Here is a 21571-nt window from a genome sequence, read left to right as displayed (position 1 = left end):
CCCTTGCGGGGGGGATGCCCGGCAGGGCAGAGGGGGGTGCCTGATGCAACCCTCCGCTATTCTTGAGTCAGCGCTTTACGTCACGGATCTCGCCGCTGCCGAAGCCTTCTACTCCAACGTCCTCGGCCTCCCTCTCCTCGGCAAGGTCGACGGCCGCCATCTCTTCTTCCGCTGCGGCCCGGGCGTGCTGCTGGTCTTCAATGCCGAAGCCACCAAAATCCCCCCGGCGCCGGATGCGCGGCTGAAAGTGCCGCCGCATGGCACGGTCGGCGGGGGCCATCTCTGCTTTGCCGCAAGTGCGGATGAACTCGCACAGTGGAAGGCGCAACTTGAGGCGAAAAACATCGCCATCGAAAGCGAATTCGAATGGCCGCAGGGCGGGCGTTCGATCTACATACGCGACCCCTCGGGCAATTCGATCGAATTCGCCGAGCCAAGGATCTGGGGCCTTTGATGCATTCTCTCGATGGAAAGAAGATCGTCGTTGCCAGCCACAATGAAGGCAAGCTGCGCGAATTCGCCGATTTGATGGGTCCGTTCGGCTTCGAGGCGAAGTCGGCCAAGGACTACGGCCTGCCGGAACCGGAGGAGACCGGCACCACCTTCGAGGAAAACGCCTACATCAAGGCCTTCGCCGCGGCTAAGGCGACCGGCCTGCCGGCGCTGTCGGACGATTCGGGCCTGTGCGTCGACGCGCTCGACGGCGCCCCCGGCGTCTACACCGCCAATTGGGCCGAAGCTCCCGATGGCAGCCGCGACTTCGGGATGGCCATGCAGCGCACCGAAGTGGCCTTGCAGGAGGTCGGCGCCGCCAAGCCAGCGCAGCGCAAGGGGCGGTTCGTCGCCGTCATCTGCCTGGCCTTCCCCAATGGCGAGGCTGAATATTATCGCGGCGAAGCTGAGGGAACGCTGGTGTGGCCGCCGCGCGGCGAACTGGGCTTCGGCTACGACCCGGTGTTTTTGCCCGACGGTTTCGACAAGACGTTCGGCGAGATGAGCGCTGAGGAAAAACACGGCTGGAAGCCCGGTCAGCCGACGGCGCTGTCGCACCGCGCCCGCGCCTTCCAGAAATTCGCCCGCGCCAGGTTAGGCTCAGCTTAATGTCGCTGGACCGCAGCCCGGGCTTCGGGGTCTACATCCATTGGCCGTTCTGCGCGGCCAAATGCCCGTATTGCGACTTCAACAGCCATGTCCGTCACCAGCCGGTCGACCAGGAGCGCTTTGCCCGCGCCTTCGAGAACGAGCTGAAGACCATGAGCGAGCGGACCGGGCCGCGCGAAGTGACCAGTATCTTTCTCGGCGGCGGCACACCGTCGCTGATGCAGCCGCAGACGGTGGCGGCGGTGCTGGACGCCGTGGCGAAGAACTGGACGGTGCCCGACGGCATCGAGGTGACGCTGGAAGCCAATCCGTCCTCGGTCGAGGCCGAGCGATTTCGCGGCTACCGCGCCGCCGGCGTCAACCGTGTGTCGCTCGGCGTGCAGGCGCTGAACGACAAGGATCTGCGCTTCCTCGGCCGGCTGCACAATGTCGACGAGGCGCTGCATGCAATTGGCCTGGCACGGGACATATTCCCAAGACTTTCCTTCGACCTGATCTACGCCCGCCCCGGCCAGACGCTGGACGACTGGCAGGCGGAGCTCGAACAGGCGATCGGCCATGCCGCCGACCATCTGTCGCTCTACCAGCTGACCATCGAAGAAGGCACGCCGTTCCATGCCCTTCATGCGGCGAACAAATTCATCATCCCCGATAATGACCGGGCCGCCGATCTCTATGCGCTGACGCAGGAGATCACCGCAGCGCATGGCCTGCCGGCCTATGAGATTTCCAACCACGCCAGGCCGGGCGCCGAGAGCCGGCACAATCTGACCTATTGGCGCTATGGCGAATATGTCGGCGTCGGACCGGGCGCGCATGGCCGCTTTATCGAGAACGGCCACCGCACCGTGACGATCGCCGAGCGGATGCCGGAGACCTGGGCCAATCTGGTGGAGGCCAGGGGCCATGGCGTCACCGGCGGCGAGATCCTGACGCGCTCCGAAGAGGCCGACGAGTTCCTGCTGATGGGGCTGAGGTTGGCCGAAGGCATCGACCTTTCCCGCTACGAGGCGTTTTCCGGGCGCGGCCTGTCGAGCGCCCGGCTCACCGTGCTGCAGGATGAGGGGCTGGTGGCGCCGATCGGCAATGCCAGGCTACGCGCCACGCCAGCCGGCATGATCGTGCTCGATGCCGTGGTGGCGGATTTGGCGCGGTGAGCCCACAGGGCAAATGGCCGGGCTGTTGGACGATTTATCGGCTTGAGCAAGGATGTTAGAAAGTCGACTTGTTGAACCGCTGGCGTGCCAGCGCCGCATCCGAGGTGACTCCTGCGATGACGTTCCTGATCCACGAGACCTTGATGACATTGAACACGGATGATGTGTTCGAGTTTGGATTGACCGAAATCTTGAGATCTCCAGAGCAAGACGACCTCTTTGAGGCTCAGGCGATTTTCATCAGGAACGCAACGGTCACATCGAAACTAAAATTGACCCACTTGAGCGAATTCAGCGTTGTCCTCAGTTTCATAACATATATTGGAAATAAGCTTCGCGGAATCGCCAAGGATGAGTTGCTCGAGTTTGATCTGAATGGACTCACATTTGATCAGTACATCCCTCTCAGCAAAAATCTGCGTAAGATCTGGGATGAGTAGTCGGTGAAGAACGTCCTGTTCGTCTGCAGCCAGAACCGCTTGCGCAGCCCGACCGCCGAGCAGGTGTTCTCCAAACGTAGGGATATCGAGGTCGAGTCGGCCGGCACCAATCACGATGCAGACACGCCGCTGACGCATGAGCTGGTCGCCTGGGCCGACATCGTCTTCGTGATGGAAAAGGCGCACCGCACCAAGCTGCAGAAGAAATTCAAGGAGAGCCTGAAGAAGGCCCGCGTCATCTGCCTCGACATCCCGGATGATTACGGATTCATGGATCCGGAGTTGGTGCGATTGCTGGAGGTGAGGGTGACGCGATACCTGGGCTGACTGATGTGGTTGGGGCGTTCCACGCCCGCGTTCGCCATCCTCGGACTTCACCCGAGGATTCATGCCGCGAGGTTAAGGCGCTGCAGCGGTTCAGAATTCTGCGCCGCTGCATCCTTCGGCAGAGGTCACGGAATGGATCATAGGGTCTGCGCCGCGTCACTTCGCTCCTTGCTTCGCCCTAGGATGACGATGTTGCACCGATCGACAAACTAAGCGTCGTGCTTGAAGCGGCGCTTGCCGCGGTGTTTCTCGGCATGCGCCTCTCCGGTCCGGGCCGGCTTGGCGTCGCTCTTGTCCCGGCGGACGCTGTTCTGGTCGTTCATCGGATGCGGCGGCGCGCCTTCGCGGGCGCTCTTCGTTTCAAGACGGGTGATGAAGATATCGAAACGATTGGGCATCGTACGGTCAGTGCTCCGTCGTGCTGTCCGGTTTGTTGTCCGAAAGCCTGACATTCGTCGGCAAGGCGGTGGCCGCCCGACTGGCCAGGCCGGTGTCGCTTTCGGCGAGCGCACGCTTGCCCTTTCGCGCAGTGAAGCGCTTGCGCTCGGCATAATAGGGCTCGAAAACGTCCTGCAATTCCAGGCTGTCCATCCTGTCCTCCTCCTCAAGAGACTCAGGTATTCAATCCGCCAGCCACGCTTTCGTTCCCCACTGTGGCAAAGACATGGCCGCCGGGTTACATCGGCGTCAGGTTTGGCTCGACGTTCGGGAGTTTTGCAACCCGGCGCGCGCCGTGCCAAACAGGGCGAAATGGAGAGACCCCGGTGACCGGCGAGAAGCGCAGCTATGTGATCGGGCAGACCGAGATCGCGGTCCGGTCGCTGGCGCCGGCGCTGTATCTGGTGGCGACGCCGATCGGCAACCTCTCCGACATCACGCTGCGCGCCTTGGAAACGCTGGCTGCCGCCGACATAGTCGCCTGCGAGGACACCCGCGTCTCACGCGTGCTGCTCGACCGATACGGCATCCGCAGGCGCACAACCGCCTATCACGAACACAATGCCGGCGAGGCGGGACCGAAGCTGATCGCAGCACTCGAGGCCGGGCAGAGCGTGGCGCTGATTTCGGATGCCGGCACGCCGCTGATCTCCGACCCAGGCTACCGGCTGGTCGGCGAAGCGCTGGAGCGCGGCCTGCGCGTGGTGCCGATCCCCGGCCCATCGGCGCCGCTGGCGGCGCTGACGGCGTCGGGCCTGCCGTCCGACGCCTTCCTGTTTGCGGGGTTTTTGCCGGTGAAAGCAGGGCAGCGGCTCACAAAGCTCGAAACGTTCAGGACGGTGTCGGCAACGCTGATCTTCTTTGAGTCGCCACGCAGGCTGGCCGATACGCTGCTTGCGATGGTCGAGGCGCTGGGTGATGGGCGCAAGGCGGCCATCGGCCGCGAGCTTACCAAGACTTTTGAAGAGATGCGGACGGGAACGCTGCAGGCGCTGGCCGACCACTATGCGGCGGCTGACACGCCGAAGGGCGAGATCGTCATCTGCGTCGGGCCCGCCGAGATCAAGGCCGAGCAACCCGCCGACATCGACAGGCTGCTGCTGTCGCTGGCCGCCGAAATGCCGGCGTCCAAGGCGGCGGCGGAAGCGGCGAAGATGACAGGCGGGCAGAAGCAGTCGCTCTACCGCCGGCTGCTGGAACTCAGGAATGCGGGTGGAGAAGGCGAAGGTGGCTGAGCGCCCGGCCGCCAGCCGCCAAAAAGCCTATCGGCGCGGCCATCGCGGCGAGTGGCTGGCGGCGGCGGCGCTGATGCTGAAAGGTTATCGCATCCTCGCCCGCCGGCATCGCACCCGCTTCGGCGAAATCGACCTGATCGCCAGGCGCGGCGACCTGGTGCTGTTCGTCGAGGTCAAGGCGCGGCGCACGCTGATGGAAGCGATGGAGGCGATCGGCCACGAATCGGAGCGCCGCATCGAGGGCGCCGCCGACATCTGGCTGTCGCGGCAGCCGGACTACGGCAGATTGTCGATGCGCTTCGACATGATCGCGGTGCTGCCCTGGCGCTGGCCGGTGCATGTCGAGAACGCGTTTTTTGGGAGGAGTTAGCGGCCTTTACCCTCCCCCTTGTGGGGAGAGTCGGTGAGCAAGCGACGCGACGCGTCGTTGGTGGGGCGGGGTGTGGCGCCCCCACCCCGATCCGCTTTGCGGATCGACTGACCGGGGCGAGCCGCCTGTCTCGCCCGTCCTTCGGACCCCTACAAGGGGGAGGGTAAAGCTCACCCCCAGATCATCAACGCCACCAGCCCGACGCCACCCACGACCAGGCGCCACCAGCCGAACAGCGAATAGCCGTTGCGCGAGACGTAATCGAGCAGGAAGCGCACGACGATCAGCGCGGTAACGAAGGCGGCGACGAAGCCGATGGCGATGATCGGCAGGTCGGCGCTGCTCAGCACGTTGCGGTTCTTGAACAGATCGAAGGCGAAGGCGCCGACCATGGTCGGGATGGCGAGGAAGAAGGAGAATTCCGCCGCCGCGCGCTTGTCGACGCCCAGCAGCAGCGCGCCGACGATGGTCGAACCGGAGCGCGACGTCCCGGGGATCAGCGACAGGCACTGGAACAGGCCGATCTGCAAATAAAGCCTTGTCGGGAAGCGCTCGACGTCGCGGTAGACCGGCTGCAGCTTCATGCGGTCGACGGCCAAGAGCACGACGCCGCCGACGATCAGCATGATGCAGATCAGCCTTGGCGATTCGAACAGCACCGTCTTGATGAAATCATGCGCCAGCGCGCCGATGATGGCGGCCGGCAGGAAGGCAATCAGGATGCCGAGGACGAAATGCCGCGTCAGCCGGTCATGCGGCAGGTCGAGCAGCATCTGCCACAGGCGGCGGAAATAGACGCTGAGGATCGCCAGGATGGCGCCCAGCTGGATCAGGATCTCGAACGCCTTGCCGGTGGAATGGAAGCCGAGGAAATGGCCGGCGAGCAGGATATGGCCGGTCGAGGAGACCGGGATGAACTCGGTCAGCCCCTCCAGCAGGCCGAGCAGCAGGGCTTCGACAATGGTATGGCTATCCATATGGCAACCTCGGCATTCAAGGGACGGAAGGAAACGGCTGGCAAAAGGGCTTGCTTGTCACGGCGCGGAAGTCCCCCTATAGGTCGCAGCACCGTGACGGCCGCATGACGGGCCGCCAAGACTTACCGGTGCGGACGGCGATTCGCCAGTGCGCCTTAATATCGCGGAATCATGCTGACGCTTTTCCATCACCCGATGTTCGCCACCTGCCGCTTCGTGCGCCTCGCCTTCGGCGAATATGGCGAGGAGCTGGCGCTGATCGAGGAAAAACCGTGGACGCGGCGCAAGGAGTTTCTGGCGCTGAACCCAGCCGGCACCTTGCCTATCCTGCTGGCCGAAGGCGACGTGCCGATCGTCGGCGCCATGGTGATCGCTGAATATCTCGACGAAACACGTGGCGTCCTGAAGCGCGACAAGCGCCTGTTTGCCGAAGACCCGATGCAGCGCGCCGAAATCCGCCGCCTGACCGACTGGTATCTCAACAAGGCCGAAGGCGAAGTGACCCGGCATCTGGTGCGCGAGCGCGTGCTGAAGCCGGTGATGCCGGAAACGGCGGGCGGCGGCTCCCCCGATTCGGCGGCGATCCGCGCAGCGCGCGCCAACATTCGCCAGCACATGAAATACACCAACTGGCTGGCCGGCACCCGTCATTGGCTGGCCGGCAGCAAGGTCACCTATGCCGACCTGGCGGCGGCCGCGACGCTGTCGGTGCTGGATTATCTCGGCGAGATCGACTGGCGCGAGCATGCCGCGGCGCGCGAATGGTACACGCGGGTGAAATCGCGGCCGTCGTTCCGGCCGCTGCTCTCCGACCGGGTTCGCGGCCTGTCGCCGGTTTCGCATTATGCGGACCTCGACTTCTAGAAGCCAAACCCTGCGCGCGCTGATCGACGCCGAGGCGCGGCGCGCCGGCTTCGATGCGGTTGCCGTCACCACGCCCGATGCGATCCCGCTGGCGCCGGCCAGATTGGCAGAATTCGTCGCCGATGGTTTTCACGGTTCGATGGCGTGGATTGCGGAGACGCTTCAACGCCGCAGCGAGCCTTCGACGCTGTGGCCCGAGGTGCGCTCGATCATCGTGCTGGCAATGAATTACGGCCCCGACCACGATCCGCGTGCGCTGCAGGCAAGGCGCGATCTCGGCGCGATCTCGGTCTATGCGCAAAACCGCGACTATCACGAAGTGATGAAGGGCCGGCTGAAGGAGATCGCCGGCAAGATCGTCGCGCGGGCCGGCGGCGACGTGAAGGTTTTCGTCGATACGGCCCCGGTTATGGAAAAGCCGCTGGCTGAGGCCGCCGGGCTCGGCTGGCAAGGCAAGCACACCAATCTGGTCAGCCGCGAGCACGGCTCCTGGCTGTTTCTCGGCACCATCTTCACCACGGCGGAGCTCACGCCAGATGCGACCGAGGTAGACCATTGCGGTTCCTGCCGCGCCTGTCTCGACGCCTGCCCGACCGATGCCTTTCCGGCGCCCTATCGGCTCGATGCCAGGCGCTGCATCTCCTACCTGACCATCGAGAACAAGGGGCCGATCCCGCAAGAATTCCGCGAAAAGATCGGCAACCGCATCTATGGCTGCGACGATTGTCTCGCCGCCTGCCCGTGGAACAAGTTCGCCCGCGCCGCCTCGGAGGCCAAGCTCGCCGCGCGCGATGAACTGCGCGAACCGCCGCTGGCGGAACTGTTGCAGCTGGACGACACGGCGTTCCGGACCTTTTTCTCCGGCTCGCCGATCAAGCGCATCGGCCGCGACCGCTTTGTCCGCAATGTGCTGACCGCCGCCGGCAATTCCGGCGATGTTTCGCTGGCCGGCCCGGTGCGCGATCTGCTTGGCGATGCCTCGCCGCTGGTGCGCGGCGCGGCGATCTGGGCGCTGGCGCGGCTGGTGACGGCCGCCGAATTCAACGGGCAGGCGGCGATCTACTTGAAAACCGAAACCGACACTACAGTGCAGGACGAATGGCTGTCCGCATTGCCAATCGAGGCGCATGCATGAGCGAAAAACAGGTTTTTATCTTCGGCGCCGGCTATTCGGGCAAAGCCTTTGCACGGGCCAATGCGGAGGCGATTACGATCTTCGGCACCACGCGCTCATCGGAAAAATTCGACGCGCTGCGGCAGGTCGGCATCGCGCCGCTGCTGTTCGACGGCGCCCTGACCCCTGAAATCGGCGATGCGCTGGAAAAGACCCCCCATCTCATCGTCTCCGTGGCACCGGAGGAGGCCGGCGACCCTGTGCTTCTCGCCGCGCGAAAGGCGATCGAGGCGATGCCGGCGCTTCGCTGGATCGGCTATCTCTCGACCGTCGGCGTCTATGGCAATTATGACGGCGCCTGGGTCGATGAAACGGCCGAGTGCCGGCCGGTGTCGAAACGCTCGTCGATGCGAGTGGCGGCCGAGCGGGACTGGCTGCAGCTTGGCCTCGAGACCGGCAAGCCGGTGGCGATCCTGCGGCTTTCCGGCATTTATGGGCCGGGACGCAACGCGCTGGTCAATCTGGAAAACGGCACGGCCAGGCGGCTGGTCAAGCCCGACCAGGTGTTCAACCGCATCCATTGCGACGACATCGCCGGTGCGCTCTGGCACCTCATCGGTGGCAATAGAGGCGGCATTTTCAACGTCACCGATGACGAGCCGGCGCCACCGCAGGATGTCGTCACCTATGCCGCTTCGCTGATGGGCGTCGAGCCGCCGCCGGAGATTCCTTTCGAGACCGCCCAACTTTCGCCCATGGCGCGGTCCTTCTATGGCGAGAACAAGCGCGTCGCCAACGCCGCGATCAAGGCAGCGGGCTACCGGTTCCGCTATCCGGACTACCGCCAGGCGTTCGATCGGATGTGGGCCGACGGCGGCTGGCGCGACGGCGAGCCGCGCAGCCCGATGAAGGTAGATAATCGAAACGCGAGCCCGAGGGTGATATGATTCGATTGTGTTGCGGACTTTTGCAGTGGGGTTCATGACGATTTCGATGCGATCCTTGACCGGCAGACGGCCGTTCCTGACGGCGGCGCTGGCGATCGTGGCGCTGGCCGGGCTGGTGGCGGGCGCAATCACGGCCGAGCCACGGGCAAAAGACCTGTTCGGCGCCAAGAAGCTGCCGGCGGTGGCTGCGGCGCAATCCTTCGGCTTCTATTCAAAGGGCTGCTTCACCGGCGGCGTCGCCATTCCGATGGACGGCCAGAACTGGGAGGTGATGCGCCCCTCGCGCAACCGGCGCTGGGGTCATCCAACGATGATTGCGCTGATCGAGAAGCTGTCGCGCGATGCCGCCGCCGACGGCTGGCCGGGGCTTCTGATCGGCGACATCTCTCAGCCGCGCGGCGGCCCGATGCTGACCGGGCACGCCTCGCACCAGATCGGCCTCGACGCCGACATCTGGCTGACGCCGATGCCCGACCGCAAGCTTACGACCCAGGAGCGCGAAAACATCAGCGCCACGCTGATGGTCGACGACAAGACGCATCTGGTGAAGGACAGGCTGTGGAAGCCGATACATACCAAGCTGTTGAAGCGCGCCGCGAGCTATCCGGAAGTCGAGCGCATCCTGGTCAATCCAGGCATCAAGAAGAAGCTGTGCGACACCGTCACCGGCGACCGTACCTGGCTGAGAAAAATCCGGCCGTTCTGGGGCCATGACTATCATTTCCACATCCGCATCGGCTGCCAGCCGGGTTCGCCCAACTGCAAGGGACAGGAAGCGACGCCCGACGATGACGGCTGCGGCAAGCCGCTGGCCTGGTGGTTTACCGAGGAGCCGTGGCGCCCCAACAAGAACCCGGATGCGCCCAAGGCGCGCGACCTGATGACGATGGCGAACCTGCCGAAACAATGCCAGTTCGTGCTTGACCAGCCCGACGCGGACTCGGCGGAAGCCGTCACCTATCGCGGCGGCGGCGTGCCGATCGCCGCCAGGGCGCCGGAACCCGACGCGCCTCCGCCTATTGCGGGCAATGCGGGCGGCTTGCCAAACGCAGCCAACGCCTTCACCGCCACGCCGGAGATCGGCATTCCCCTGCCAAGGCGACGGCCGCCGGCAAACGTCGGACAGTGATGGCGAACTGACGCTTTCCCTTTCCGGGGCCATGCGCTAGTCAATCGATTGAACACCGGGCGATTGAACACCGGGCGATTGAACACCGGGCGATTGAAAAACCGGGCGATTGAAACGGTCGCAACGGCGCCGCAAAGGGGACGAGCAAGAGCATGTCAGGCGACGACGACACCGCGTTGCGGTTTCCAGTGCTGATCGGCGACATCGGCGGCACCAATGCGCGCTTTTCGATCGTGCTCGACGCAAATTCGGAAGCCGGTGAGCCGCATATCGTGCAAACCGCCAATTTCGCCACCATAGACGAGGCGATCCAGGCGGCGGTGCTCGACCGGTCGTCCATCCGGCCGAATTCGGCAGTGCTGGCGATCGCCGGACCAGTCGATGGCGACGAGATCCCGCTTACCAACTGTCCCTGGGTGGTGAAGCCGAAGCAGATGTTTGCCAATCTGGGCCTGGGCGACATCGTCGTGCTCAACGATTTCGAGGCGCAGGCGCTGGCCGTCGTGGCGCTCGGCGAAGAGCACATGGAAAAGATCGGCGGCGGCACGCCGGAGGAGAATGCCGGGCGTGTCGTGCTCGGTCCCGGCACCGGCCTCGGCGTCGCCGGGTTGGTTCATGCCCTCCACCACTGGATACCGGTGCCTGGCGAAGGCGGCCACATGGATATCGGTCCGCGGACGCCGCGCGATTTCGAGGTGTTCCCGCATATCGAAAAGCTGGACGGCCGCATTTCGGGCGAGCAGATCCTGTGCGGGCGCGGTCTGGTCAATGTCTACCGGGCGGTCGCCAAGGCCGACGGCAAGCCGGCGCCGTTCACCACGCCGGCCGAAATCACCGGGGCGGCCCTGGCCAAGACCGATGCGGTCGCCGAGGAAGCGCTGGCGCTGTTCGTCACCTGCCTCGGCCGCACCGCCGGCGACCTCGCGCTGGTGTTCATGAGCCGCGGCGGCGTGTTCTTGACCGGCGGCATCGCGCAGAAGATCGTTCCGGCACTGAAGGAAGGCAATTTCCGCGCCGCCTTCGAAGACAAGGCGCCGCACAGCGCGCTGATGGCCTCGATGCCGGTCTATGTCATCACCCACCCTCTGGCGGCACTTCTGGGCCTTGCCGCCTATGCCCGCAACCCGTCGCTGTTCGGCGTCCAGACGGCGGGGCGGCGCTGGCGGGCATGATCCATTTCGTCCCGAAAACGGGTATTTTCCTGGAATGGCTGCCGCTCTCGTGACCCTAACCTCGGGCCGCGACGAAGTTTCGCCATAGGCAAGCCGTAGCCGGGGCGCTAAGAGGGGGCCGAATTCCAGCCTGGCATCCCTAGAGCCGGATGATCTCAGATCGAATCGACCTGAAATCTGAATCCGGCTCTAAATCAAAGAGATAGAGCATGATGTCGTCCGAAAACCGCTTCACACTTTTCGGCATCATGCTCTAGCAAACCACGAAGCGCCCGCGATTTGACCGCTCAAAGTCCACTCAAACTGAAAGTCCAGCCAGCTGAGGTCACTGCGGTGCTGCGCCGCATCCTGGCCGAAAACGGTAGTGAATATCGCTGGACCTATGTCGTTGCCGTCGGCTGCCTGCTGATTGTTTCCGCCACCACCGCCTTCACGGCGTGGATCATGGCCCCGATGATCAACGAGATCTTCTACGAACGACGCGGCGACATGATCGTCTGGATCTGCGCCGGGTTCATGGCCGCCTCCGTGCTGCGCGGCTTCGCCGGTTACGGCCAGGCGGTCGCGTTGGCCAAGATCGGCAACAATCTGGTCGCCCGCTACCAGAAGCGCAGCTTCGACCATCTGATGAAGCTCGGCGTCGACTTCTTCAACGATACGCGTTCCGGTCGGCTGGCGGCACAGGTCAACGAGAATGTCGGCGGCGTTCGCGATCTGCTGTCGCTGACGCTGACCTCCATCAGCCGCGACGCGGTCTCGCTGATCGCCCTCGTCGGCGTCATGATCTACCAGGATCCGGTGTTGTCGCTCAGCTCGCTGCTGATCGGGCCGCCGCTGATCTGGGCCGTCGTCTACATCACCCGCCGATTGCGGCGCATCAACCGGGAATCGGTGCTGATCAACTCGCGGCTGAACGGGTCGGTGCAGGAGGCCACGCAAGGCATCGCCATCGTCAAGGCCTTCACCCTGGAAGCCGAGCTGGCGCGCCGGATCGGCATCATGGCCGATACGGCCGAGCAACGTAACAACAAGATCGCCCGGGTCGCGGAGCGGCTGTCGCCGATTTCCGAGATTTTGGGCGGTCTCGCCATTACCTCCGTCCTTGCCTATTCCGGCTACCGGGCGCTGGTGCTCGGACAGCCACCAGGCGCGGTGTTTTCCTTCATCACCGCGCTGATCATGGCCTACGATCCGGCACGGCGCCTGGCTCGTACGCAGGTCGGTATGGAACGTGCCCTGGTCAACGCCCGGATGATTTACGAGCTGCTCGACCTGGAGCCTAAACAGGGCGATGCGCCCGACGCGGTCGAAGCCAGGATCACCACCGGCGAGGTTCGCTTCGACAATGTGACGTTCGGCTACAGCGCCGACATGCCGGTGATCAGGAACCTGAGTTTCACTGCCGCGGCCGGCAAGGTTACGGCGGTGGTCGGGGCCTCGGGTGCCGGCAAGACGACGCTCGTGGCGCTGCTGCAGCGCTTCTACGATGTCGACAAGGGTTCGATCGAGATCGATGGCCAGGACATTTCCAAAGTCACCAAGCACTCGCTGCGCGGCTCGATCGCCTATGTCTCGCAGGCGCCCTATCTGTTCGAAGGCAGCATACGCGACAACATCCGTTTTGGCCGACTTTCGGCGACCGACGCCGAGATCGAGCGGGCGGCGGTGCTGGCGGCGGCCGACGAGTTCATCCGTCAGCAGCCGCAGGGTTACGATACGCCCGTCGGCGAGGGCGGCTCGACACTTTCCGGCGGCCAGCGCCAGCGCGTCTCGATTGCGCGGGCGATCGTGCGCAACGCGCCGATCCTTTTGCTCGACGAAGCGACCTCGGCGCTCGACAACGAGGCCGAGGCGCGCGTCCAGGAGGCGCTGACCCATGTGATGGAAGGGCGCACCACCATCGTGATAGCGCATCGCCTGTCGACGGTCGTCAACGCCGACCACATTATCGTGCTTGAAGAGGGGCGCCTGGTCGAGGAAGGCACCCATGCCGCACTGATGGCCGATCCAAACAGTGTCTACGCCCGCTTCCACCGGATTCAAGGCAAGAACGGACTGGGGCTTGTCGACGACTCGAAGCCCGTCCAAACTCCGGTCCGGCGCAGCCGCGCCAAGAAGGCGGTGGGGAGAACAGCATGAGCGAATCCGGCGAAATGGGCCTGGTGGTGGTGGGGGCGGCCGGCCGCATGGGCCAGACGCTGATCCGCGCCATCCATTCGATCCCCGGCGCCCGCGTCGTCGGCGCGGTCGAACGAACCGGATCGCCCTATCTCGGCAGGGATGCGGGCGAGCTTGCCGGCATCGGCATCATCAATGTGACGATCGGCGACGATCCGCTGCCGGTGTTCGCCAAGGCCGACGGCGTGCTCGATTTCACCATGCCGGCAGCCACCGTCGAATTCGCAGGCTATGCCGCGCAGGCACGCATTGCCCATGTCATCGGCACCACCGGCTGCTCGGCGGAAGACGACGCCAGGATCGAGGCCGCGGCGCGCCACGCGACGATCGTCAAATCCGGCAATATGAGCCTCGGCGTCAATCTTCTGGCGGTGCTGGTCGAGCAGGCCGCGCGCGCGCTCGGTCCAGAGGATTTCGACATCGAGATCCTCGAAATGCATCACAAGCACAAGGTCGACGCGCCCTCGGGCACCGCCTTGCTGCTCGGCGGAGCGGCGGCGGCGGGACGCGGCATTTCCCTTGCCGGCAACGATGTGCGGTCACGCGACGGCCATACCGGCGTGCGCAAGCCAGGAACCATCGGCTTTGCCAGCTTGCGCGGCGGCTCGGTGGTCGGCGACCACAGCGTCATCCTGGCCGGAACCGGCGAGCGCATCACGCTGTCGCACCATGCCGAGGACCGCGCCATCTTTGCCCGCGGCGCGGTCAAGGCCGCGCTCTGGGCGCGCGGCAAGAAGCCCGGACTTTATTCCATGCGGGACGTGCTCGGCTTGAGCTAAACTATCCATAATTTTGAAGGAGCAAACATGTCGGGAACTCTCGTGCTCGTGCGCCACGGCCAGAGCGAATGGAACCTGAAGAACCTGTTCACCGGCTGGCGCGATGTCGACCTTACCGAGCAGGGCCACAAGGAGGCCAAGGAAGCCGGCCAGAAGCTCAAGGCACGCGGCTTGAAATTCGACATTGCCTTCACCTCGGCGCTGATCCGGGCGCAGAAGACCTGCCAGCACATTCTCGACGCGGTCGGCCAGAGCGATTTGAAGACGATCCGCGACCAGGCGCTGAACGAGCGCGACTACGGCGACCTCTCCGGTCTCAACAAGGACGACGCGCGTCAGAAGTGGGGCGAAGAGCAGGTGCATATCTGGCGCCGCTCCTACGACGTGCCGCCGCCCGGCGGCGAAAGCCTGAAGGACACCGGCGCCCGCGTCTGGCCCTATTACCTGCACGACATGCAGTCGCATGTTCTGAAAGGCGGCACCGTGCTGGTCGCCGCGCATGGCAATTCGCTGCGCGCACTGATCATGGCGCTGGACGGCAAGAGCGGCGAGGAGATCGTCAAGCTCGAGCTCGGCACCGGCGTGCCGGTGATCTACAAGCTCAACGCCGATTCCACCGTGGCGTCGAAGGACGTGCTGGAGGGGTGAGGTTTTCGGCCAACGCATTCGCCAAGTCGGCGCTGCCCCTCATTGCCCTGCCGGGCATTTCTCCCCGTATAGTGACGGGGAGAAAGGGCTGGCCGCAGCCTCGGCGCTCTTCTTGTGACGCAGGTGACCGGCGAAAATCATCGATGAGAGCGCCCCTCTCCCCGTCACTGAACGGGGAGAGGATGCCGGCAGGCAGGTGAGGGGCGGCGCTGACCCCCGGGAAACTAAGCCGGCAGGCAGCGGCCCTCGAAAAAGCGCGTTGACACATATCGTTTGCCCGCTTACATGAGCCCGCACCAGCCCAGATGGCGGAATTGGTAGACGCGCACGGTTCAGGTCCGTGTTCCGCAAGGAGTGGAGGTTCGAGTCCTCTTCTGGGCACCAAATTCCCGTTTCGGATAAGTCCGAAATGATTTAGACGCGAAGCAAAAAAGCCCGGTTTCCCGGGCTTTTTTGCTGATGGATGACAGATAGTCCGGCGGAGGGTCAATGCGGCGGGCGAACCGCTTTCATTGCTTCTTCTTCGAGTGTCTGGAGCTTCTCCCGAATCTCCTCCGGCTCGGCATGCTCCAAGCCGACGACATCGTTTCTGGTCTCATTCAGCGAAACGATAATCTCATCAAGCTTGGCGTGGATGGCGGCCGTGTCGCGGTAACCCTGGATCAGCACAACGCCGGTGATCACGATGGCCGCTACCGACAATGCGTAGGTGACCACATTGGTCAGGCCGAATGGCACCAACGCAGTACAGAGCAGCATGGCTACAAGAAGGACATAGAAGCCCGGTGGCCGGGATAGAAAGTCGCCCATCACAAAGAGGAAGCGGTTCATATCCAGGCCGCGGTCAAAAATGCCACGAGTGCGGTGACGGCTACGCAAATTGGAATTGCCGCGAGTAAGGCAGCTTCCAGGACCCAAGTTTCCTTGTCGCTAAACATCAGACATCCTCCCGTTGAGAAAAGGCTGCCCGTAGACTTTCACAGGGCAGCCACAGCCCGCCCCGCCAGCCCGGGGCGGCGGGCTCGCGCGTTATTCGATGATCTGCACGATCTTGCGCGTGTCGGGATCGACGAGAACCGCATGATCTCCGACAACCGTATACTTGTAGCGGACATCCGGAACGTCGATTGCGTGGAGCTCGACAGTGTCTGGAAGTGCCGTGCCGACATTGAGTTCGACGCCGAGCAAACTGACTGAGGCCAGCTTCTGCTTATGGATATATTCGCGAACGACCGTCTGTTGTTCGGGCTTGAGAACAATAACATCCTCGGCAAACGAGGTGCCGATGCCCGCCATAAGGACGAGGGCGCCAGCGGCGCCGACGAAATATCTGGTCATGGGAATTTCCTTTTCATAGGTCAGTTCGGAAGCGTGGATACGAGCAGATCAGCCGCCACTCGCAGGGGCTGGGGCAGGTGCCGCAGGCTTTGCAGGTGCAGCCGGAGCTTCCACCTTTGGCGCTTCAACCTTGACGTTGATATCCTTGCCGCCGTCGCCGCGAATATTGATCACGCCGGTAAAAATAAGCAACACTACGACCGCAATAAGTGCAAGAACAACAGCAATCGCAGTGCCGCCGCCACCCCCAGAATTAACAACAGTTGGGCCGTCTGCCATGTGTTCCTCTCCTGTTTTATTTAGTTGCATTTGGGAAACGCCTGCCCCGCTTGAACGTTCCGCCTCGGGACTTGGGTCTTAGCTGATATCCGACTTTGGTCTGGTTCGCCGCGGACTGAAGTCACAGGAACAATCTGGCTGATCTCAAGTTCGGTCCCTCGGCGAACAGGCGTGGTGCCGTCGCCGGATTACGCGAGGAGAAAACCATGAAAATCCACTTTGCAAGTGCCGCTGCAGGCTTGTTGCTTTTGGCTGGGGTCGGCGCCGCCGCAGCTCAGGATGTCGTCATCACACCGGAGCAGGATACGGTCGTCCGCGAATACGTGAAAAAGCAGCCGCTGGCTTCGGTGAAGATCCCGGGCGTGGAGCTGAACGTCGGCAGTGCCTTGCCTGATACGGTCGAGCTGCACGAAGTTCCCAACGTCAAATACCGCTATGTCGTGGTCGACAACCGCACCGTCCTGGTCGACCCCGGCACCCGGAAAATTGTGAAGGTCTACGACTGATCGAATAGCTGCCGCCCGCCGCCGGCCATGGCGGCGGGCAGCGGATTTCACATTGCGCTCCAGGATGATCGAAGATGATCGATGACGTCGAGACATCGCCAGCCCTTGATACCCGCCTGGGTTCTCTCAGGGCGAGAATGCGCGATGCGCGCATAACAGAGGCCGACATGAAGACCTTTCAGAAAGTCGCATCCATCATGGTTGGCGGCAGTGGCCGCATCAGCGGCGATGACCTGATTGCAGCGTCGTTCGTCCTCGAGGACCAGCCGGAAGGCTTGTGAGGCGGAGTACTCACGTGTGCAGGCGCCCGCAACGCTGATCCCAAGTGTTCTGGTGCTGAACACATTCCTGCTACGGGCCGGCGTCGAAGGCGTGCCCGCTGGCGAGGTCGCGTCGCGCTCAAGCATCGTCCAGAACACCATGTCGCCGCATGTGACGATACTCGGCCATGCTAGCCGATGCGGGCGCCATAGAAAATCACCGCGGTCGGCAGAACCGGGCAGGCCGGTCCAGAGCGTCGCCACGCCTGTGGTCAGAAATGTCACCGAGGCCAGTTTGGTGCAGATCGGATGATGGTAGCGAGCGATCGCCATATCGACCGTACGGGCGCCGGCCTGGGAAGGACCCACCAGCGCGCCAAGGCCGACCGCCGCGCCCAGCGTGGTCGGCGCGCTGTTTGCCCTGCAACGCGGGGCTATGCTGCATGCTCGCACAAGTTAGCTCCAACTTGAGGCACGGCGTGAAGTCTCGGTGCTTGCCCCCATGATGGCGAGGTACGAAGTCAAAAGCGGTCAATGTGCTTAGCGATCTACAGTCGACTTCAGCCGCCGTTTCGAATGATGGCGCCCCGCAATCACGAGATTTGTCGATAATAATCGATATTAGGCTGTATCCGCGACTATCCCTCATAGTGGGCGATTAGATAAAGTTGATATGATATCCCAGATCGGAGGAGATCGATCCATTCGGGCCGGCATCAGCATGATTGAACCGCAGCTACCGCAAGTTGACAGCGATCATCGGGCGGATCTGGTTTGGTACGAAGTCTTAATACGTCTCACCTAAGGTCCAACTTTGACTTCGGGAGCGCGACGTTCGACAGACATATCTCCGCAGGTTACATTCGCCAGTCAGACAGCGCTCCGCACTCGAATGGATGTCTCTGAATGCCGGGCCTCACGCCTTCACGACCGCACCCGAGAACCTTGGGATGGATGGGCACGACAGCGCTCGCCATGGGTGGCAGCAATCAAAGCCTGTTTCTGATTGCCGCCCTTTTTGTCGGTCAGGGGAATATTCCCGGTCAAGGAAGCGCTGCGGTTCCTTTGCTCGTTGTTGGTCTGCTTCTAGGCTGGGCCGCCGCGCCTGCGTGGACCGAATTGGTTCTCATGTGGCCAAACCGCGTCGGCGGTATCTCTGCAGCGTGCGCCGAAGCCTTCCGACCTTACAGTCCCGTTCTCTCGGCTCTGACGGGCACCTGCTATTGGTGGGGTTGGGTGCCGACCTGCGGACTGACAGCGGTTCTTTCAGCGTCTGCAATCCAGCAATGGTACCTGCCGGGCCTCCCCGTGGAGGCGGTCGCCTGCGGGCTCATCGCATTCTTTACGGCGGTCAACCTGTGTGGAATCAAGTGGGTGGTCCAACTGGCGATCCCGATCGCCACTGCCTCCGCGACGCTTGCGTTTCTCTCATCCCTCGTCCCGGTCATCAGTGGCTCGGTCGACTGGCGGCAGGCGACGGATTTTGCCCTGACCAGCCCGTTTACCGGCCTGTTCGGCGATATCACGTCGGTGATGGCGGGACTGTACCTGATCGGGTTTGCCGCACCGGCATTTGAGGCTGCAGCCTGCCATGTTGGCGAAACCATCGATCCCAACCGCAACATTCCTCTGGCGATGTGGGCCAGCGCCGCAATGGCCGGCGTCTATTTCCTGGTCCTGCCGGTTGTCTGGCTGGGTGTGCTCGGGCCGGAGCCGCTCGGCACCGACCTCGCCATAGCTCTCGGGCCCACCTTTGCGCCCTTGTTGGGGAGTTTCGGCAAGGCGGCCGCCATCTGGCTCATCATGCTGAACATGTTCCATGGAACGTTGCAGCCATTGGCAGGCGCCGCGCGGACCCTTGCGCAGCTGAGCGAAGACGGCCTGCTGCCGAGCTTCCTGGCCAGGCGCACCTCAACAGATTGTCCCTGGGCGGCAACGCTGCTCACAGCTGCTGCGGCAATCGGCTTCATGCTGTGCGGGTATCCGCTCTGGATGATCGCCGCGGCCAATTTTACGTACCTGATCAGCATCTGCATGCCAAACATCGCAGTCTGGCTATTGCGCCGTGACAGTCCCGAAGCCGAGCGACCCTTCCGGGCTCCCAGGGGAACCATCATCCTTGGCGTAGGCGCGGCTGCAATATGGCTGTTGACCGCCATACTGGGATTTCAGCAATTTGGCCTTCCTACCGTCCTGTTCGGTCTGGCTTTGGCATATTCGGGTGCTGCGCTCTACGCCTGGCGCACGATGGAGGATCGATACGCACTCGGTCTACAGTTGCTGCCACATACGCTTCACCTGAAGCTTACCGGAGCCATGCTTTTTGTGCTCGTGCTTGACGGTGCCGGCTATTTCCTGGCGATCGGCAGCGTTCCCCAAGGCGACACTTCATTGGTCGCCGCGCTGGAGGACATTTTTGTCGTTGTCGCGCTGCTGACCATCAGCGTTGGCCTGATTTTGCCGGGAATGATCACCCACTCGGCAACCGAGGTGAGCAACGCGGCAAAGCGTCTGACATCCGGAACGCTGAAGGACTTCTCTCTCGCCATGGTCGCCTTGGGGCGGGGAGACCTCGCGGCGGCGCACGCCTCCGTGAACATCATGCCGGTTACCGTAAACTCTCGTGACGAACTTGGAGAGATGGCCGAAAGCTTCAATCTGCTCCAGGACAAGGTGAGGGAAGCCGCCCACGGCCTGGACGACGCGCGCGAGAACATGAACGTAGCGCGCACCGAACTGATGGCACGGCACGAGGAAATCGCGCATCTCGCGCACCACGATCCGCTTACCGGCCTGGCGAACCGAGCCGCGCTTGCAGCACACCTGGCCACGACGCTCGAGCGTGCAAAAGCAACGCACGCCAGCTTTGCCGTCTTCAGCATCGACCTTGACCATTTTAAAGAGGCGAACGACGTTTTCGGGCACGCCGCCGGCGACGATCTGCTTTGCACCATTTCCCGGCGTCTCCAAACCGCGGCGCCTGAGGCCTTTATCGCGCGCATGGGTGGCGACGAATTCACGGTTGTCCTGGCCATGGATGACCGGTCCGCGAGTGCCAAGGACGTTGCGGACCGTCTGTTCGAATCGGCGGCAGGCAAATTCGAAATCCGGGGCCAGCACATTTCGATCGGGGTGAGCATCGGGGCGGCGATCTATCCGAAAGACGGAGAGAATGCAGCGGCGCTGATGGCAAATGCCGACGCAGCGCTCTACCGGGCCAAGGCGGACGGTCGTCGAATGGTGCAATTCTTCGATCCTGAGATGGATAAGCGGCTAAGAGAGCGCTACGCCTTGCAGCGAGATTTGCGCTCTGCGGTCGCCCATGGCGAACTTGTGCTTCATTATCAGCCGCAAGCCAGGATGGACGGCGAAATCTTCGGCTTCGAGGCACTCGCCCGATGGCACCATCCAAAGCATGGGCTCATCTCCCCAAACGCGTTTGTCTCGCTTGCCGAACAGGATGGAACGATCGTTGAGATAGGTGAATGGACGCTCAGGCAGGCGTGCAGAGACGCGGCCTCCTGGCCCTCACCGCTGCAGATCGCCGTGAACCTCTCTCCCGTGCAATTCCGTTTCGGGGACCTGGTAGGCCTCGTTCACTCTATCCTCTACGAGACCGGCCTTGCTCCGGGGCGGCTGGAACTGGAAATCACGGAAGGGGTTCTCATCCGCGACCGGGCAACTGCCTTGTCGGTTTTGCGGAGGTTGAAGGCGTTGGGCGTCAGGGTCTCGATGGATGATTTTGGCACGGGATATGCCTCGCTGTCCTCGTTGCAGGCGTTTCCATTCGACAAGATCAAGATCGATCGCAGTTTTGTTTCGGGTGTCGGTTCGAATGTCCAATCGGCGGCCATCGTGCGCACGATACTCAGCCTGGGGAATGCGCTGGCCTTGCCTGTCATCGCGGAGGGTGTCGAAACAGAGGACGAGCGTGCCTTCCTGATGAGGGAAGGATGTCCCGAAATCCAAGGATATCTGGTGGGGCGCCCGCATCCGATAGCGCTCTACAAAGATGTGACGAATGGGCTTTCGCCAGGATCTGCCTTCGGGGAGCCCGAGGATACCACCGCACCTCAGGCGCTTGGCGTAACGCGATAGCCGCGGCGCCGTCCGTCGGCGCGCTGCTCTTGCAGCATACTGGTGAGCGAGGACTGCTGGCGGTACTGCTCGGGCTCGCCCTTATAAAGGTCGCACTTGTCGGCGCACTGTTTGCCTTGCAGCGCGGGGCATGCGAAGCATCCGCACCAGCTGGCGCGGGAGCCACCTCCCCTTCCGGCCAGTCCCCGAACAAACCACTTCAAACCCGGCCGTC

At 63.1% G+C, this 21571-nt stretch carries 23 protein-coding genes, 1 tRNA gene and 1 pseudogene; 20 read left to right on the top strand and 5 right to left on the bottom strand.

Annotated elements, in window-relative coordinates:
• Positions 1-43: 43 nt before the first annotated feature.
• The 6 genes and pseudogenes from NKH35_RS05960 to NKH35_RS05935 form a co-directional block, all read left to right on the top strand.
• Positions 44-454, top strand: a complete 411-nt coding sequence (locus NKH35_RS05960) for a VOC family protein (protein ID WP_023732805.1) — start codon at positions 44-46, stop codon at positions 452-454.
• Positions 454-1101, top strand: a complete 648-nt coding sequence (gene rdgB, locus NKH35_RS05955) for an RdgB/HAM1 family non-canonical purine NTP pyrophosphatase (protein ID WP_023692946.1) — start codon at positions 454-456, stop codon at positions 1099-1101. The genes NKH35_RS05960 and rdgB overlap by 1 nt, the downstream gene beginning before the upstream one ends.
• Positions 1101-2258, top strand: a complete 1158-nt coding sequence (gene hemW, locus NKH35_RS05950) for a radical SAM family heme chaperone HemW (RefSeq protein ID WP_023681230.1) — start codon at positions 1101-1103, stop codon at positions 2256-2258. The genes rdgB and hemW overlap by 1 nt, the downstream gene beginning before the upstream one ends.
• 71 nt (positions 2259-2329) lie before the next feature.
• Entirely contained in the window at positions 2330-2698 is a 369-nt protein-coding gene (locus NKH35_RS05945; RefSeq protein ID WP_155923877.1) for a hypothetical protein, read from the top strand.
• A 3-nt stretch (positions 2699-2701) separates the two neighbouring features.
• Entirely contained in the window at positions 2702-3025 is a 324-nt protein-coding gene (locus tag NKH35_RS05940; RefSeq protein ID WP_023698066.1) for a low molecular weight protein tyrosine phosphatase family protein, read from the top strand.
• A gap of 191 nt (positions 3026-3216) precedes the next feature.
• A pseudogene (locus NKH35_RS05935) lies at positions 3217-3351 on the top strand (EamA family transporter); the annotation flags it as partial.
• A gap of 79 nt (positions 3352-3430) precedes the next feature.
• Here NKH35_RS05935 and NKH35_RS05930 read toward each other — a convergent pair.
• Positions 3431-3616, bottom strand: coding sequence for a hypothetical protein (locus tag NKH35_RS05930; protein ID WP_023687558.1), 186 nt, complete (start codon positions 3614-3616; stop codon positions 3431-3433).
• 173 nt (positions 3617-3789) lie between these two features.
• Between NKH35_RS05930 and rsmI the strand changes: the two genes are divergently transcribed.
• Together rsmI and NKH35_RS05920 are read left to right on the top strand one after the other, a co-directional pair.
• Complete coding sequence (rsmI, locus tag NKH35_RS05925) at positions 3790-4698, top strand: 16S rRNA (cytidine(1402)-2'-O)-methyltransferase (protein WP_352764682.1); 909 nt, start codon at positions 3790-3792, stop codon at positions 4696-4698.
• On the top strand, positions 4691-5068 hold the full coding sequence (locus tag NKH35_RS05920; RefSeq protein WP_023698068.1) for a YraN family protein: 378 nt from the start codon (positions 4691-4693) through the stop codon (positions 5066-5068). Before rsmI ends, NKH35_RS05920 begins: the two co-directional genes overlap by 8 nt.
• Positions 5069-5238: 170 nt before the next feature.
• Here the strand turns inward: NKH35_RS05920 and NKH35_RS05915 are convergent, their stop codons facing one another.
• The gene (locus NKH35_RS05915; protein ID WP_352595257.1) at positions 5239-6045 is read right to left on the bottom strand and encodes an undecaprenyl-diphosphate phosphatase; all 807 of its coding nucleotides are present in this window, start codon (positions 6043-6045) and stop codon (positions 5239-5241) included.
• 171 nt (positions 6046-6216) lie between these two features.
• On the opposite strand from NKH35_RS05915, the gene NKH35_RS05910 reads away from it, so the two are divergent.
• The 9 genes from NKH35_RS05910 (at position 6217) to NKH35_RS05870 (ending at position 15260) form a co-directional block, all read left to right on the top strand.
• Positions 6217-6909 (top strand): glutathione S-transferase family protein, encoded by a 693-nt coding sequence (locus tag NKH35_RS05910; RefSeq protein ID WP_023728745.1) that lies wholly within the window; start codon positions 6217-6219, stop codon positions 6907-6909.
• On the top strand, positions 6890-8044 hold the full coding sequence (queG, locus tag NKH35_RS05905; RefSeq protein WP_352913765.1) for a tRNA epoxyqueuosine(34) reductase QueG: 1155 nt from the start codon (positions 6890-6892) through the stop codon (positions 8042-8044). Before NKH35_RS05910 ends, queG begins: the two co-directional genes overlap by 20 nt.
• Complete coding sequence (locus NKH35_RS05900) at positions 8041-8970, top strand: SDR family oxidoreductase (protein WP_352913762.1); 930 nt, start codon at positions 8041-8043, stop codon at positions 8968-8970. Before queG ends, NKH35_RS05900 begins: the two co-directional genes overlap by 4 nt.
• A gap of 46 nt (positions 8971-9016) precedes the next feature.
• Complete coding sequence (gene mepA, locus NKH35_RS05895; RefSeq protein WP_373420153.1) at positions 9017-10099, top strand: penicillin-insensitive murein endopeptidase; 1083 nt, start codon at positions 9017-9019, stop codon at positions 10097-10099.
• A 152-nt stretch (positions 10100-10251) separates the two neighbouring features.
• On the top strand, positions 10252-11271 hold the full coding sequence (locus tag NKH35_RS05890; protein WP_023710339.1) for a glucokinase: 1020 nt from the start codon (positions 10252-10254) through the stop codon (positions 11269-11271).
• Between the two features lie 279 nt (positions 11272-11550).
• Positions 11551-13410 carry an ABC transporter ATP-binding protein gene (locus NKH35_RS05885; protein WP_023681221.1) on the top strand — a complete coding sequence of 620 codons (1860 nt, stop codon included), beginning with the start codon at positions 11551-11553 and terminating at the stop codon, positions 13408-13410.
• On the top strand, positions 13407-14228 hold the full coding sequence (gene dapB, locus NKH35_RS05880) for a 4-hydroxy-tetrahydrodipicolinate reductase (RefSeq protein WP_023728741.1): 822 nt from the start codon (positions 13407-13409) through the stop codon (positions 14226-14228). Before NKH35_RS05885 ends, dapB begins: the two co-directional genes overlap by 4 nt.
• Positions 14229-14255: 27 nt before the next feature.
• Complete coding sequence (locus NKH35_RS05875) at positions 14256-14876, top strand: 2,3-bisphosphoglycerate-dependent phosphoglycerate mutase (RefSeq protein ID WP_023672068.1); 621 nt, start codon at positions 14256-14258, stop codon at positions 14874-14876.
• A 299-nt stretch (positions 14877-15175) separates the two neighbouring features.
• Positions 15176-15260: transfer RNA gene (locus tag NKH35_RS05870), tRNA-Leu, on the top strand.
• A gap of 102 nt (positions 15261-15362) precedes the next feature.
• Here NKH35_RS05870 and NKH35_RS05865 read toward each other — a convergent pair.
• The 3 genes from NKH35_RS05865 to NKH35_RS05855 all read right to left on the bottom strand — a co-directional run bounded on the left by NKH35_RS05865 (position 15363) and on the right by NKH35_RS05855 (position 16493).
• Positions 15363-15707, bottom strand: a complete 345-nt coding sequence (locus tag NKH35_RS05865; RefSeq protein WP_023672069.1) for a low affinity iron permease family protein — start codon at positions 15705-15707, stop codon at positions 15363-15365.
• A gap of 198 nt (positions 15708-15905) precedes the next feature.
• Complete coding sequence (locus NKH35_RS05860) at positions 15906-16214, bottom strand: DUF1236 domain-containing protein (RefSeq protein WP_352913759.1); 309 nt, start codon at positions 16212-16214, stop codon at positions 15906-15908.
• Positions 16215-16262: 48 nt separating this feature from the next.
• Positions 16263-16493: a hypothetical protein gene (locus NKH35_RS05855; protein ID WP_033001362.1), complete on the bottom strand. Its 231-nt coding sequence runs from the start codon at positions 16491-16493 to the stop codon at positions 16263-16265.
• Between the two features lie 206 nt (positions 16494-16699).
• Here NKH35_RS05855 and NKH35_RS05850 point away from each other — a divergent pair, with 206 nt between their 5' ends.
• From NKH35_RS05850 to NKH35_RS05840, 3 genes are all read left to right on the top strand, one after another.
• Positions 16700-16999 carry a DUF1236 domain-containing protein gene (locus NKH35_RS05850; protein ID WP_023672073.1) on the top strand — a complete coding sequence of 100 codons (300 nt, stop codon included), beginning with the start codon at positions 16700-16702 and terminating at the stop codon, positions 16997-16999.
• A 74-nt stretch (positions 17000-17073) separates the two neighbouring features.
• Positions 17074-17280 carry a hypothetical protein gene (locus tag NKH35_RS05845; RefSeq protein ID WP_023681214.1) on the top strand — a complete coding sequence of 69 codons (207 nt, stop codon included), beginning with the start codon at positions 17074-17076 and terminating at the stop codon, positions 17278-17280.
• Between the two features lie 885 nt (positions 17281-18165).
• On the top strand, positions 18166-21357 hold the full coding sequence (locus NKH35_RS05840) for an amino acid permease (RefSeq protein ID WP_084023693.1): 3192 nt from the start codon (positions 18166-18168) through the stop codon (positions 21355-21357).
• Positions 21358-21571 lie beyond the last annotated feature (214 nt).

Origin of the sequence: Mesorhizobium sp. M1143 (assembly GCF_040318435.1) — a bacterium.
Lineage (GTDB): Bacteria > Pseudomonadota > Alphaproteobacteria > Rhizobiales > Rhizobiaceae > Mesorhizobium.
Note: the sequence above shows the minus strand (reverse complement) of the source record. Positions and strands in the feature narration are given on the sequence as shown.